This window comes from Amantichitinum ursilacus (assembly GCF_001294205.1).
Classification (GTDB): Bacteria; Pseudomonadota; Gammaproteobacteria; order Burkholderiales; family Chitinibacteraceae; genus Amantichitinum; species Amantichitinum ursilacus.
The window spans coordinates 383115-396685 of record NZ_LAQT01000002.1 but is presented as its reverse complement, the minus strand read 5'-3'; the positions used below and the strand labels follow the sequence as shown (position 1 = coordinate 396685).

Sequence of the window (13571 nt, the reverse complement as noted above, 5' to 3'; positions counted from 1 at the left end):
GAACAACCTCACGCTGGAGTTTTCGATGTCGTCCTCCCCCGCCGCCTGGCAGCCTGCCTGCCGCGCTACACGTTTGATATTTCTGGTGATCGGCATCGCCAACGCCAGTTGGGCGGTGATGGTGCCGTACGCCAAATTGCGGCTGAATCTGGATGACGCCGTCCTTGGCTCCATCCTGCTCACCCTGGGGTGCGGCGCGATGTTGGCTATGCCGTTAACCAGCATGCTGCTTAAACACTGGGGCAGCGCACAGGTGATCCGCGTGGCGGGCGTGGCCATGCTGCTGGTGATTCCCGCCCTGGTATTGGCGCCGTCCGCGCTGTTGCTGGCGGGCACACTGTTTATCTTTGGCGCGTTGATCGGGGTGCTGGATGTTTCGATCAATGACCAAGCCGTGGTGGTCGAAAACATGGCAGCGCGACCGTTGATGTCGTCATTTCATGGTTTGTTTTCAGTGGGCGGTTTGATCGGCGGCGCGGCGCTGGCGGGCTTGCTTAAATCCGGGCTGTCGCTGTTGTTGTGCGCGGTGGTGGTGGGTGTGCTGTGCGCACTGTTGTCGATGACGCAATTTGGCGCACTGGTGCAGCACACCGAACGCCCGGCCAGCGAGAAAAAATCGCATCTGGCCTTCAACAACGGCGCGGTGTTGCTGATCGGCGCGCTGTGTTTTTGCGCGTTTTTAACCGAAGGCGCGATGCTGGATTGGGGCGCAGTGTTTCTGCATTTTGAGCGCGGTGTCAGCGAAGCTTCGGCCGGTATCGGATATGCCGCATTTTCGGTGGCGATGGCGGTGGGGCGTCTTACCGGTGATCGCGTGGTGCGCGCGCTGGGCCCGTTTAAAGTGGTGCTGGCAGGCGGCCTGACCGCAGCCATCGGCATGGGCGTGATCGTGACCGCGCCATGGGCTTGGCTTAGCCTGGTTGGCTTTGTACTGGTGGGCCTGGGCGCATCCAATGTGGTGCCGGTGTTGTTTGGTGCAGCCAGCCGCGTGCGCGGCGTGGATGCGGCAGCGGCGCTGCCTACCATCATCATGATGGGCTATACCGGCATGCTGGCTGGCCCGGCGCTGGTGGGTTATGCGGCACGCGCCACGTCGTTGCCGCTGGCGTTTGGCGGTGTCGGCTTGTTGATGCTGTTTGTGGCTATCAACGCGCGCAGCATGCGCAACACCGCACACCCGGCCAGCACGCCACAGCACTGATCATCGGCCCCGGCCATGTGCAAAAAGATGGCTGGCACCCGCTACGATGCGCGCCGCGGCCTGTGCCAGAATCAACGCGTTTGCTCCACTGGCTCGCTAAGGACGGCACCATGAGTTTCTGGCATCCGCTCAAACTGATCAGTCTTTGTTACGCACTGCTGTCCAGCACATTGGCATGTGCGGCGACGCCCATCGCCACGGGCACGCATGGCGCGGTGGCGACGATTTCGCAACCGGCCAGCCGCGCCGCGCTACAGATCCTGCAGCGTGGCGGCAACGCCATTGACGCCGCCGTGGCCGCGGCGGCGGTGCTGGGCGTTACCGATCCGTTTAGCTGTGGCGTGGGTGGCGGCGGCTTTATGCTGATCTACTCTGCCAAAGAGCGGCGCGTAATCTCCATCGACCATCGCGAAGCCGCCCCCGCCAGCTTTACCCCGCAGGTTTTTATGCGTGACGGCAAAGCGCTGCCATGGAGCGATGCGGTGCCCAATGGCATCGCCGTCGGCGTGCCCGGCACGGTACGCGGTTGGGATGAAGCCTTGCGCCGTTATGGCACGATGAACTTCAAGCAAGTACTGCAACCGGCCATAGAGGTTGCCCGCAACGGCTTTACCATCGGCCCCAACTTCCACCGCATCAACGTCGAAAACGAAGCTAAATTTGCACGCTTTAGCAGCAGCGCCAGTTTGTATTTGCGCGACGGCAAAGCCTTGCCGCAAGGCAGCGTGTTTCGCAATCCCGCACTGGCGCAAACCTATGCCACGCTGGCGCGCGGCGGCCCCGACGCGTTTTACCAGGGCGCATTGGCGCAGGATGTGATCAAGGCGGTGAACACCCCGCCCGCTGCCTCCGGCATCACCGTCACGCCGGGCCAGATGACCTTGGCCGACCTTAAGGATTATCAAGCGCGTCTGCGCCAGCCGGTGCATTCCAGCTATCGCGGCTACGACATCTATGGCATGGGCACGCCCAGCAGTGGCGGCATTGCGATTGCCGAGGCGCTCAATATCCTGCAGTCGTTTGATCTGGCCCATATGCCACGCGCGCAGGCCGAGCATCTGTATCTACAGGCCTCGCGCCTGGCCTTTGCCGACCGCAATGCCTATGTAGCGGACCCGGAATATGTGGATGTGCCGCAAGCCGGACTGCTGTCGCCCGCCTTCGCGCGCCAGCGTGCCGCGACCATCAATCTGCAGCATGACCACGGCAAGGTGGCGCAAGGCGATCCGTACCCGTTTCAGGATGACGCGTCCTATCCATTGCGCCCCGTAGCAGCATCCGCCAGCCAGAGTGAGCCCGCGCATACCACGCATCTGACGGTGGCTGATGCACAGGGCAATATCGTCGCCTACACCTTCACCATCGAAAGCTGGGGCGGCAGTGGCATCGTGGTGCCGGGCCGTGGTTTTTTGCTGAATAACGAGATGACCGATTTCGACTTTAGCGGCCCCTCGCCCAACATCCCGGAAGCCGGCAAACGCCCGCGTTCCAGCATGAGCCCGACACTGGTGTTTAAAGACGGCAAACCCGCGTTTTCGATTGGCTCGCCCGGTGGCGCGACCATTATCACCACCGTGCTGCAAACCATCGTTAACCATCTTGATCTGGGGATGTCGCTGGCCGATGCGCTGGCTGCGCCGCGACTTAGCCAGCGCAATGGCGACGTCACCGAGGTGGAAACGCTGCTGCACTTTGCCGGCAGCGCGCAGCAAAAAGCGCTGGATGCGTATGGCTACAGCTGGAAGGCCACTGATGAAATCGGGGCGGCCAATGGGCTGCAGTTCAACGGCGGTGGCAGCATTACGGCGGTCAGCGAACCGGTGCGGCATGGCGGCGGCGCTGCGCTGGCGTATAGCGCAGCGAGCGCGGCGGCGGAGAAACCGTGCGTCTCCCACAGGCATATCCGCAGCTGTCCGACGCCGTAGCGCGGCGCTAACGCGGATGATCAACTCCCAGACAACCGCACTGGATAACTGGTCGCCCTGGTACGCCGGGTCAGGCCGGACAAATGGCCATGAAGCCCGAAGAACCGCACCAAGCCCAAGCACTGCTGGAACCCGGCCGCAATTGCTGGCAGATCGCTCAAGCCGACCACGTCGCCGTCCTGATTGATGGCGACGCGTATTTCAGCGCGCTGCGCAGCGCCATCGCCAAAGCGCGCCACTCGGTGTTTATTGTCGGCTGGGATATTGATAGCCGTCTGTGCCTGCAACCGGCTGGCGCAAACGACGGCCTGCCCGAAGCGCTGGGCGATTTTTTGCGTGCGGTGCTGGCGCGCCAGCGTGGGCTGCATATCTATGTGCTGAACTGGGATTACACGCTGCTGTTTGCGCTGGACCGCGAATGGCTAAGCTCACTCAAACTGAACTGGCAAGGCCAACGTCGGCTGCATTTCCGGCTGGATGCCCATCCGGTACTGGGTGGCTCGCATCATCAAAAAGTGGTGGTCATTGATGATCGGCTGGCTTTTGTCGGCGGCATCGATCTGACCCACAGCCGGTGGGATACCCCCGCGCACGATTGCGATCACGAACTGCGTTGCAACGCCGATGGTTCGCCGTATCAACCTTTCCATGATGTGCAAGCGATGTTCGACGGCCCGGCCGCGCGCATTGCCGCACAACTGGTGCGTGACCGTTGGCATAACGCCACCGGCGTGCGCGTACCGATGTGGCCGGCACCGTTAACCTCGGCGGACAACAACCCATGGCCCGCCGATGTCGAACCCGATTTTGAGCGAGTGCAACTGGCCGTCTCGCGCACCGAGCCGCCCACCGACCAAAGCACTGGCGTGCGCGAAATCCGCCAGCTTTACGATGATGTCATCGCACAGGCCCAGCACAGCCTGTATTTTGAAAACCAGTATTTCAGTTCCGGCCCCATCGCCGAACAACTGGCGCAGCGTTTAAATGCCGACGCCGCGCCCGATATCGTGGTGGTCAGTCGCCGCGTCAACAACGGCTGGCTGGAACGCATGACCATGGGCGTGCAGCGCGCCCGCGTACATGCGCTGATGAAGCAGGCCGATCAACACAACCGCTATCGTTTGTACTCGCCCGAAATGCCGGACCTGGATGAAACCTGCATCAATGTGCACGCCAAAGTGGTCATCGCCGACGATGACTTTTTAAGCATCGGCTCGGCCAACATCAATAACCGGTCGATGGTGATGGACACCGAATGCAATATCGCCATCGAAGCGCGCGGCCGTGCCGATATCCGCGCCGGCATTGCGCGCGTGCGGGCTAAATTGCTGGGCGAACATCTGGATTGCGAGCCCGACGAAGTGCAAACGGCGATGGCCGAACAGGGCCGTCTGATTCCAGCCATCGAAGCATTGCAAAAAGACGGCCGCACGCTCAAACCGCTCGACCCGGTAGCGCGGCCCGAAGACGAAGCCATGGTGCCCGCGTTGTCGGTGCTCGACCCCGAACGCATCGTGCCCACTGACCAATTGGTGTCGCAACTGGTGCCGCATGCGGCCAAACGTCCGTTGCGCAGCCGGTTGATGCTGATTGCGGGCGTCGCGCTGGTCTGCCTGGCGCTGGCCGCCCTGTGGCGCTGGACCCCGCTGGCGCAATACGTTGATCCACAAGCGCTATCCAGACTGGCTGCACGTATACGCGATATGCCGCTGTCGCCGCTGATCGTGATCCTCGCCTACGTGTTGGGCACGGTGTTGATGTTTCCGCATTCGGTGCTGGTGATCGCCACCGGGCTCGTGTTCGGGCCGGTATTGGGCATTGCGTACGCGCTTGGCGGCACCGCCGCCTCGGCTGCGTTTACCTTCTGGATGGGCACATGGCTGCCGCGCGACGCACTGCGCCGCATTGCGGGCCAGCGCGCCAACCGGCTTTCGATGAAGCTGGCGCGGCGCGGCATTATCAGTGTGGCTTTGCTACGGCAGATTCCGCTGGGGCCTGTGGTCATCGTCAATCTGATTTGCGGCGCATCGCATCTCAGCCTGCGCGATTTCATGATCGGCACCATGATCGGCATGACGCCCGGCTCCATCATCACCGTATTGTTTGTGCACCATTTTGCCGAAGCCGTACGCCACCCCAGCACCGGCACTTTTGGCGCCTTGATCGGGCTTGCCGCCCTGTTGATTGGCGTGGCGGTCTTCGCCAGCCGCCTGTTGCGCCGCGCAGGCGAACATCGCGGCATGGAGCCGGCATGAACGTTAAAGCAGAACAACTCGAAATGAATCTGGCAGAAGGCAGCGCCTCCAGTTCGCCGTGGCCGCTGACCATCGCCACCTACAATATCCACGGCGCCGTGGGTTCGGACCGGCGGCGCTCGGCGCAACGCGTGGCCGCCGTGCTACGCCAGATCGACGCCGACGTGGTGGCGCTGCAAGAAGTACCGATGGGTGACGAACACATACCCGACATCCTGAGCGCCATCACCGACCTGACCGGCTACCAGGCCGTGGCCGGGCCCACGATTGACCATCAACATCGCAGGTACGGCAACGCCGTGCTAACGCGCCATCCGATCCGCGCCGTGCGCAATGTCGACCTGTCGTTTGGCTCGTCGGAACCGCGCGGCGCGCTGGATGCCGACATCGAATGCCACGGCCATTTGCTGCGGGTGGTGGCCACGCATCTGGGCCTGCGCCCGGCCGAACGGCGCAACCAGGTTAAACGGCTACTGGAGACCTTCGATACCGACACCATGCCGGTGGTGTTGCTGGGTGATCTGAACGAATGGTTTGTCTGGGGCCGCCCGCTACGCTGGCTCACCACGCGCTTTCAGAAAACCCCGTCCCCGCTCACCTTCCCGTCCTTGCGCCCGGTTTTTGCGCTGGACCGCATCTGGCTACACCCGCGCGAAAGACTGGTGCGGGTGTGGGCGCATAACACGCGGCTGGCGCGCCAGGCCTCGGACCATTTGCCGCTGGTGGCGCATATCGGGCGCTAAGGCAGTTGCGGGCAGGGCGGTAACGCTTTGACAGCCGCCAACAACCAGTCCGCCGCCACCAATAGATCAGCCAGCAAACGCGCGTCGATATCCAGGCTGCCCTCGTATTCGCTTAGATTGCGTTGCTGATGGCAGCGCGCAAGCACTCGCCAGACCGCAGGTTCGGCCCCGACGGTGAGCGGCAGACATTGAAACACCAGATAGCGGTTGTCACAGCGCATACCGTGCCAGCGCAAAGCCGCCAGCGACAATGCATGGGCCGCGTTGTACGCCAGATCAAACCGGCTTTCGAGGGACAAGCCCGCGTTATGCGCATCATTGAGCCGCAGGCCAGCCGAATTCAGCAAACCGAGAAACTCGGCCACCGACGGTGGTTCAGCCTTCAGATTGCCCGTGCGCAGCAGGTTGTCGAGCGTCATGCTCTGATCCAATCAACGGCAGCATAGGCTGCGCCAGAACTCGTGTGACAAAACTGTTGCCGCTGCTGATGCGCTGTGTCCATTCGGCCCTGCTGTAAACGGTGGGATTGACAGGCCGCGCCAAGGTCTGGGCGGCGGTTTCCAGCAGCGTGTACAAGTCGGCGTAGGTCAGCGTATCCGAGATCACCAGCAAATCGATATCACTGCCCGCGCGTTCCTCGCCACGCGCAATCGAGCCGTAGATTAAGGCGACTTCGATCTGTGCCGCTACAGGCAAAATTGCCTGCCGCACAATATCCGAAACTCCGAAAGTTTTGCGTATCAGGCTAGCCATTTCTGGATAAATCGGGCAGTCGCGATTGGCCTGATAGTGCCGTTGATTGCCCACGGTTTTGCTGACCAGCAAGCCTGCCGCGCTCATGCGCTTAAGCTCGCGCTGCACCGGTCCATTGCCGCAGCCCGCCAGCCGGATCAGCTCATTGGTGTAGAAGCTGCGATCCGCATTACCAAAGCACAACGCCAGCAGTTTTTGCTGAACGCCGCTAAATAAAATGGCCCCGAGGCCGAGAGATATCGTACTCATATTGAGTATGATCATACTCTTTTTGGGTATGATTGCACGTGGTAGATGCATAGTCTGCCTTTGCACCGCGCCAGCCGCCTACAGCAGCCGCCCGCCGCGCCCTCTAGGCTGTACTACCGTCACCGTTTTCAGGATTGATCATGTCGGCACGTCGTTGGTTATTACTTGCTGCCTTACTTGCCGCCGCGCAGGCGCAGGCGGGGCAGCGTTATCAGTGGCAGTGCGTGGATGCGCAAGGCAAGGCGGCGCCCGGCAAGACGGTGGCGGAGGCGTTGGCGCCGCAGCAAATGCATTTCATTTTTTCGGACGGTGCAGCGGGGCGAAAGCTGGTGGGTGGGCGTAGTGATGGCGTATGCAGCACGGCAACGCTGATCCTCGGCGAGCAGAAATACGCTTGTGTGCCGCACAAGCCCATCGACGGCCAGGGCCGCGCCGGTAAGACGCTCGATCGCAGCACCTGCCAGGCCGGAGGGTAACCATGGCGCGCGCGCATATTGGTATTTCCGGCTGGCGTTATGAACCATGGCGCAAAGTGTTTTATCCCGAAGAATTACGCCAGGCCGATGAATTGCATTACGCCTCGCGCGCCTTGTCCAGCATTGAAATCAACGGTTCGTTTTACGCATTGCAAACGCCGGATCGCTATGCCGACTGGTATGCCAGCACACCCAACGATTTTATTTTCAGCGTAAAAGCGCCGCGCTTTATTACCCATATTCGCCGCTTGCGCGATATCGATGGGCCTCTGGCCAATTTCTTTGCTTCGGGCTTGTTTGAACTCAAAGAAAAACTCGGGCCGCTGTTATGGCAATTTCCGCCGTCTTTTCAGTTTGACGCCGAGTTGTTTGAAAGCTTTCTGGCCAAATTGCCGCGCGACCTGAATGCGGCGCGCACAATCGCCGAACATCACGATAGCCATTTACGCAGCAAGCCCGATCTGGATGTGCCGCATAACCATCGCATGCGGCATGCCATTGAAATCCGCCATCAAAGCTTTGCCACGCCGGAATTTATCGCGCTATTACGCAAATACCACGTGGCTTTGGTGGTGGCCGACACGGCGGGCAAATGGCCGCACCTGGAAGATCTGAGCGCGCCCTTCGTCTACGTGCGACTGCATGGCGCCGAAAAGTTATACGCCAGCGGCTACACCGACACGGCGCTCGATGATTGGGCCGCGCGCATCAAGGCGTGGACATCCGGCCATAAAGCCGTGGATGGCCCGCGAGTGGCCGAGCCCGCAACCGACAGCGCACGCGAAGTTTTTTGCTACTTTGATAATGACATCAAGGTGCGCGCGCCGTTTGACGCGCAGCGGCTGATGCAACGGCTGGACCAGCCCATCCGGCAACCGGCTGGCGAGCCATTGCCCGCTGCCGCCCAATAACGCACGGCTGTCCGGCGCGTGTCAGCCAGACACGGATACGCAAGCCGCAGCCACTGCCGCAGCATGGCCTTGACGCGTGGTCACGCGACCCCGAATTCCAGCATCTTCTGCATTCAAACCGTATTGAGGAAGTGACATGCCCGATTCTTATCTGTGGTGGCAAAAAGGCGTTGTGTACCAGATCTACCCGCGCTCTTATCAAGACAGCAATGGCGATGGCGTGGGCGACCTCAACGGCATTCGGCAGCGACTGGATTATCTGCAGGCGCTGGGGGTGGATGCGATCTGGCTGTCGCCGATTTACCCATCGCCGATGGCAGACTTTGGCTATGACATTGCCGATTACGTTGATATCGACCCGGTATTTGGCACGCTGGCGGAATTCGATGCCTTGCTGGCCGATATCCATGGCCGCGGCATGAAGTTGTTGCTGGATTTTGTGCCCAACCACACGTCCGAAGAACACGCGTGGTTTAAAGAATCGCGCCAGTCGCGCACCAATCCCAAAGCCGACTGGTATATCTGGAAAGACCCGGCGGCCGATGGGGGCCCGCCCAATAACTGGTTATCCAGTTTTGGGGGCAGCGGCTGGCAATACGATGACGTGCGCAAGCAGTATTACTATCACGCGTTTTTAAAAGAACAGCCCGATCTGAACTGGCGCAACCCGGCGGTGCAGGATGCCATGCTGGATGTGATGCGGTTCTGGCTGGATCGCGGGGTGGATGGTTTCCGCATCGATGTGATCTGGCATCTGATCAAGGACGAAGATTTCCGCGCCAATCCACCCAACCCTGATTACGACCCCAATACCGGCGAGCAAAACAAATTGCTCACGACCTACACCACCGATCGACCCGAGGTGCATCAGGTAATCGGCCGCATGCGCAAACTGCTGGATGAATATCACGAGCGCATGATGGTGGGCGAAATTTATCTACCGGTGCAAAAGCTGGTCACCTATTACGGCACCGGCGGCGATGGCGTTAATTTGCCGTTTAATTTCCAGCTGATTACCTTGCCGTGGAAAGCCAGCGTTATCCGCAATGCGGTCGATAGTTATGAAGCCGCCCTGCCCGATCATGGCTGGCCCAATTGGGTATTGGGCAATCACGATAATCACCGTCTGCAAACACGCATCGGCGCCGAGCAGGCGCGCGTGGCCGCGATGCTGCTGCTGACGCTGCGCGGCACGCCGACGTTGTACTACGGCGACGAAATCGGCATGCACGATATCGAGGTGCCGCCCGAGCTGGTGCAAGACCCGTTCGAGAAAAAACAACCCGGCAAGGGCCTGGGCCGCGATCCAGAACGCAGCCCAATGCAATGGGATGCCAGCACCAACGCCGGTTTCAGCACGGCGCGCCCGTGGTTGCCGCTGCCGCCCGATGCGGTGCAGGTGAATGTGGCCGCGCAAGATCAGAACGATGATTCGATGCTGACCTACTACCGCCATCTGCTGGCATTGCGCCGCCAGGAACCGGCGCTGGCGGTGGGCTCCTATCATGACTTTGGCACGCCGGAACAAGTGTTCGGCTACACCCGTAGCTATGAAGGCCGCCGCTTGCTGGTGCTGCTCAACTTTAGCGCCGACACCCAGCCGGTGGAGCACGGCCATTTGCTACACGGGCAGGTGTTGCTGTCCACGCTCAAGCCGCGCATCGGCATACAAGCCAATGGCGATTTCACTTTGCAGCCGCATGAGGGCGTGGTGATTTTATTGGCTGACCGTTAAATCAGTGGGTTAGCCACTTTTCAAGAAATATTTGAAGTGGAGTGTTGACACTAACGGGGGCATTGACCATAATGCGCCTCTCTCGCAGCCAAGCAACAACGGCCAGCGAAGCCCAGGTGGCGGAATTGGTAGACGCACTAGGTTCAGGTCCTAGCGCTCGCAAGGGCGTGGAAGTTCGAGTCTTCTCTTGGGCACCAACAGTTTTAATGAAAAAACCCGCTCCGGCGGGTTTTTTCATATCCAGCGTTTACGCAGCGAAATTGCAGGGTCGTTGTGCTGGATGAAATGAAATAAACATACGGCGTTGATGCTGGATTGCTCAAGCAATCGCAGATCAACGCCGTTTTTTTTTGGCGCGCAATGGACTAAACCTGCGCGCCCGGCACCGCTCGGCAGTCGCCCCATTCCGGTGCGGCTACATGCCTGACAATAGCCATCGCGTCCAGGGTTGCTGCCTCAGGCCCGGATGACTTGTTGCCCGCTCGCTTCCAACCGCACTGGAGCGTAACCATGCAACGACTATTCAACTATCTCGCCGGGTCTGCCTTGCTGGCGGCAGCCGGCCTGGCAAACGCCATCACCTTCGACGCCGATTACGGCATTATTAACGGCTGGGGCCAGATCAATAGCTGGTACGGCGCCGACGACAACGGCAATACCGCGCAATTTTTGTTTGGCCTTGATTATGGCTCGCCCGTGCGGGTAAGCCAGCAGGCGTATGACGCCCAATACGGCAGTGATCTGGTGTATGCGCATGGCACGTATGCGCTCACCAATTTTGCCTATGCGCGCCAGTATGTCGATGTGCAATCGGGCTTTGATCAAGACACGTTCACGCAGCCTGATTTTATTTTTACCGGGCTGGAGATGGCGGCGTTTAGCAGCGTCTATGGCGCCGGGTTCAGCAGCCCCACTGCGACCATCCTGCTGTATCACGATACGGTGCAGGTGGGCTCGTTGAGCGTCAATTTGTGGGAGGACCACTTTACCTGGTTTGCCTCGCCCTACTCCGGCCCACTCGATCACGTTGTGATTGTCTCTGCCGGCCAGGGGCAGCGCTGGTTGCTGGACCAGATTGGACTGGCGGTGATTCCACCCGCAGTCTTGAGCCCCACCGCTGCCATTCCCGAACCCGAAACCGTCTGGCTGATGTTGCTGGGCGGCGCGGGCCTGCTGGCCCGCTTTGCCGCACGCAACCGTAGCAATCTGGCAAGGAGCGCAGCATGAAATTCCTCCCTCTGTTACCGGCCGCAACGCTGGCCCTCAGCGCGACCAGCATGGCTCATATCATCACCTTCGACGCCTTTAGCACGCCCGCGGTTAACTACACCGATTTTGTGCCGGTGCTGTACCAGGGGTTTGAATTCGATGGTTCCGTGCGCACCATGGATCAGAACAGCGACACCGTGGATTTCCCCAGCGGCAACCGCGCGTTGAAAGGGCTGGATGCGGCGGGCTACATTGTGCTGCGTTCCCTCAATGGGCCTTTTATCTTTAACCGCGCCGAGATTGCCGGCGCACATGTCACCGGCGGTTACGGGCCGCAGGCGGATGCCGTGGGCTTTGTGGCGTATCGCAATGGTGTGATCGTGGCGCAGCAAGAGGTCCCCATCGGCGCGCACGACTTTGCGTTTCATTGGTATGCCGGGGTGACGGATCAGCCGATCGATACGCTGGAAATCTATTCGCGTGGCGAGGGCCAGTTTGCCAACAATGTGTGGCTGGATGCGCTGGACGTCAGGCCGGTGCCCGAGCCGGAAACCTGGGCCTTGCTGGCCGTCGGCGCGGTGGGGTTGCTGGCGCGCCGCGGCCGCGCGATGGTCAAAGCATAACGTGATCAGCCGCTGACCAGACAAGGGTGGACCACGGTCCACCCTTTTTTACGCGCGCGCTCGGTCAACGCTTAAGGCGTCAGCACCACCTTGCGGCAATCCTCTTTTTTCTCATTAAAAATCTCATAGCCACGCGCCGCTTCTGCCAAGGGCAAGCGGTGCGAGATGATCACGTCCGGATGCAGCTTGCCTTCCTGAATAGCCTGCAGCAGCTCGGGCATATAACGCTGCGTGTGCGTCTGGCCCATCTTGAACGTCAAACCCTTGTCGAACGCATCGCCAAACATAAAGCCGTGGATAAAGCCCGCATACACGCCCGGCACGCTGATTACGCCGCCGCGGCGCGTGGCGGCAATGGCCTGGCGCAATGCCACGCCGCTGGCGCCTTCCAGCTTCAGGTTGGTCAGCGTGGTTTCCAGCAAGCTGCCTTTGGCTTCAAAGCCGATGGCGTCGATGCTGGCATCTACGCCGCGGTAATCGGTGGCCTCGATCATCAGCGCAGCCGGGTCATCTACCTCATCAAAGTTGATGGTCTCCACGCCGTAAGTAGCGCGGGCAAAAGCTAGCCGGTACGCATGATGGTCAATCATGAAGATGCGTTCCGCGCCTTGCATGCGCGCGCAGGCTGCCGCCATCAGGCCCACCGGCCCCGCCCCGAAAATCGCCACCGTCGAGCCCGGCCCCACTTCGGCATTCAGCACTGCCTGGTAACCGGTGGGCAGGATGTCGGACAAGAACAGCACTTGCTCATCGGCCAGCCCGGCCGGCAACACCAGCGGGCCCACATTGGCGCGCGGCACGCGCACCAGCTCGGCCTGGCCACCGGCGTAACCGCCGTACAGATGCGTGTAGCCAAACATGCCGGAGCCGCTGCGGATCGACTTTTTGTTCATGATGGTGCCACGCGACGGGTTGGTGGTTTCGCAGGCGGCGTACATGGCTTTCTCGCAAAAGAAACAGTGGCCGCAGGCAATGGTAAACGGCACCACCACCCGATCGCCGCGTTTGACTTTGGTAACGCCGGGGCCGACGTCCTCGACGATGCCCATGAATTCATGGCCGAGGATATCGCCTGCCTCCATGCCCGGCACCTTGCCGCGAAACAAGTGCAGATCCGAACCGCAAATGGCGGTCGCGGTGACGCGCAAGATGATGTCGTCCGGGTCTTGCAGGATGGGATCGGGATGGGTATCGACACTTACATGATGGGCTTTGTGATAAGTCAGGGCGCGCATGGCAGGGCTCCTCGGGGACGGGATCGTCGTGGTGAGCCCAGTGTGCGCAAGGCGGCCCGGCTTGGGTGTATGCCGCGCACGTAATGTGCTGTGGGAGCGAATGCGTAAATGCCACCGTACGCGCCGACGGCGTTGCCAGAAGCGCGCGTGGGCAAGCCCGCTCAAGGCGTCATCCGCTTGTCTTGATACTGACGCCGTTGGTCAACCAATGTATCCACGCCAGCCCGCGCCAACCCGCGTGTTTGCTGAAACCACG

General features: G+C 60.7%; 12 protein-coding genes and 1 tRNA gene. 10 read left to right on the top strand and 3 right to left on the bottom strand.

The annotated features are described in order from the left end of the window. The first annotated feature begins 25 nt into the window (after positions 1 to 25). The 4 genes from WG78_RS04085 (at position 26) to WG78_RS04070 (ending at position 6124) form a co-directional block, all read left to right on the top strand. Positions 26 to 1201 (top strand): MFS transporter, encoded by a 1176-nt coding sequence (locus tag WG78_RS04085; protein ID WP_053936503.1) that lies wholly within the window; start codon positions 26 to 28, stop codon positions 1199 to 1201. A 110-nt stretch (positions 1202 to 1311) separates the two neighbouring features. Then, on the top strand, positions 1312 to 3126 hold the full coding sequence (ggt, locus tag WG78_RS04080; RefSeq protein ID WP_083458756.1) for a gamma-glutamyltransferase: 1815 nt from the start codon (positions 1312 to 1314) through the stop codon (positions 3124 to 3126). Between the two features lie 89 nt (positions 3127 to 3215). Further along, a complete protein-coding gene (locus WG78_RS04075) occupies positions 3216 to 5381 on the top strand; it encodes a VTT domain-containing protein (RefSeq protein ID WP_053936653.1) in 2166 nt (721 codons plus the stop codon). Beyond that, the gene (locus tag WG78_RS04070; protein ID WP_053936502.1) at positions 5378 to 6124 is read left to right on the top strand and encodes an endonuclease/exonuclease/phosphatase family protein; all 747 of its coding nucleotides are present in this window, start codon (positions 5378 to 5380) and stop codon (positions 6122 to 6124) included. Before WG78_RS04075 ends, WG78_RS04070 begins: the two co-directional genes overlap by 4 nt. On the opposite strand, the gene WG78_RS04065 is transcribed toward WG78_RS04070, so the two are convergent. Together WG78_RS04065 and WG78_RS04060 are read right to left on the bottom strand one after the other, a co-directional pair. Next, positions 6121 to 6543 carry a hypothetical protein gene (locus tag WG78_RS04065; protein ID WP_053936501.1) on the bottom strand — a complete coding sequence of 141 codons (423 nt, stop codon included), beginning with the start codon at positions 6541 to 6543 and terminating at the stop codon, positions 6121 to 6123. The two genes, WG78_RS04070 and WG78_RS04065, sit on opposite strands and share 4 nt — an antisense overlap. Next, positions 6500 to 7177 carry a nucleotidyltransferase domain-containing protein gene (locus WG78_RS04060; protein ID WP_201782355.1) on the bottom strand — a complete coding sequence of 226 codons (678 nt, stop codon included), beginning with the start codon at positions 7175 to 7177 and terminating at the stop codon, positions 6500 to 6502. The genes WG78_RS04065 and WG78_RS04060 overlap by 44 nt, the downstream gene beginning before the upstream one ends. 89 nt (positions 7178 to 7266) lie before the next feature. Here WG78_RS04060 and WG78_RS04055 point away from each other — a divergent pair, with 89 nt between their 5' ends. The 6 genes from WG78_RS04055 (at position 7267) to WG78_RS04030 (ending at position 12080) form a co-directional block, all read left to right on the top strand. Continuing rightward, on the top strand, positions 7267 to 7602 hold the full coding sequence (locus WG78_RS04055; RefSeq protein WP_053936500.1) for a hypothetical protein: 336 nt from the start codon (positions 7267 to 7269) through the stop codon (positions 7600 to 7602). Positions 7603 to 7604: 2 nt separating this feature from the next. Continuing rightward, positions 7605 to 8513 carry a DUF72 domain-containing protein gene (locus tag WG78_RS04050; RefSeq protein WP_053936499.1) on the top strand — a complete coding sequence of 303 codons (909 nt, stop codon included), beginning with the start codon at positions 7605 to 7607 and terminating at the stop codon, positions 8511 to 8513. A gap of 136 nt (positions 8514 to 8649) precedes the next feature. Beyond that, positions 8650 to 10248: an alpha-amylase family glycosyl hydrolase gene (locus WG78_RS04045; RefSeq protein ID WP_053936498.1), complete on the top strand. Its 1599-nt coding sequence runs from the start codon at positions 8650 to 8652 to the stop codon at positions 10246 to 10248. A gap of 110 nt (positions 10249 to 10358) precedes the next feature. Further along, positions 10359 to 10445: transfer RNA gene (locus WG78_RS04040), tRNA-Leu, on the top strand. 313 nt (positions 10446 to 10758) lie between these two features. Further along, positions 10759 to 11475, top strand: a complete 717-nt coding sequence (locus WG78_RS04035) for a PEP-CTERM sorting domain-containing protein (RefSeq protein ID WP_053936497.1) — start codon at positions 10759 to 10761, stop codon at positions 11473 to 11475. Beyond that, complete coding sequence (locus tag WG78_RS04030) at positions 11472 to 12080, top strand: PEP-CTERM sorting domain-containing protein (protein WP_053936496.1); 609 nt, start codon at positions 11472 to 11474, stop codon at positions 12078 to 12080. Before WG78_RS04035 ends, WG78_RS04030 begins: the two co-directional genes overlap by 4 nt. 71 nt (positions 12081 to 12151) lie before the next feature. On the opposite strand, the gene WG78_RS04025 is transcribed toward WG78_RS04030, so the two are convergent. After that, positions 12152 to 13315, bottom strand: coding sequence for a zinc-dependent alcohol dehydrogenase (locus WG78_RS04025; RefSeq protein ID WP_053936495.1), 1164 nt, complete (start codon positions 13313 to 13315; stop codon positions 12152 to 12154). Positions 13316 to 13571: the final 256 nt, after the last annotated feature.

Coding starts and splice junctions, on each gene's coding strand:
- WG78_RS04050 (WP_053936499.1), top strand. CDS start 7,605: ATGGCGCGCGCGCATATTGGTATTTCCGGCTGGCGTTATGAACCATGG.
- WG78_RS04075 (WP_053936653.1), top strand. CDS start 3,216: ATGAAGCCCGAAGAACCGCACCAAGCCCAAGCACTGCTGGAACCCGGC.
- WG78_RS04065 (WP_053936501.1), bottom strand. CDS start 6,543: ATGACGCTCGACAACCTGCTGCGCACGGGCAATCTGAAGGCTGAACCA.
- WG78_RS04055 (WP_053936500.1), top strand. CDS start 7,267: ATGTCGGCACGTCGTTGGTTATTACTTGCTGCCTTACTTGCCGCCGCG.
- WG78_RS04030 (WP_053936496.1), top strand. CDS start 11,472: ATGAAATTCCTCCCTCTGTTACCGGCCGCAACGCTGGCCCTCAGCGCG.
- WG78_RS04025 (WP_053936495.1), bottom strand. CDS start 13,315: ATGCGCGCCCTGACTTATCACAAAGCCCATCATGTAAGTGTCGATACC.
- WG78_RS04070 (WP_053936502.1), top strand. CDS start 5,378: ATGAACGTTAAAGCAGAACAACTCGAAATGAATCTGGCAGAAGGCAGC.
- WG78_RS04035 (WP_053936497.1), top strand. CDS start 10,759: ATGCAACGACTATTCAACTATCTCGCCGGGTCTGCCTTGCTGGCGGCA.
- ggt (WP_083458756.1), top strand. CDS start 1,312: ATGAGTTTCTGGCATCCGCTCAAACTGATCAGTCTTTGTTACGCACTG.
- WG78_RS04045 (WP_053936498.1), top strand. CDS start 8,650: ATGCCCGATTCTTATCTGTGGTGGCAAAAAGGCGTTGTGTACCAGATC.
- WG78_RS04085 (WP_053936503.1), top strand. CDS start 26: ATGTCGTCCTCCCCCGCCGCCTGGCAGCCTGCCTGCCGCGCTACACGT.
- WG78_RS04060 (WP_201782355.1), bottom strand. CDS start 7,177: ATGCATCTACCACGTGCAATCATACCCAAAAAGAGTATGATCATACTC.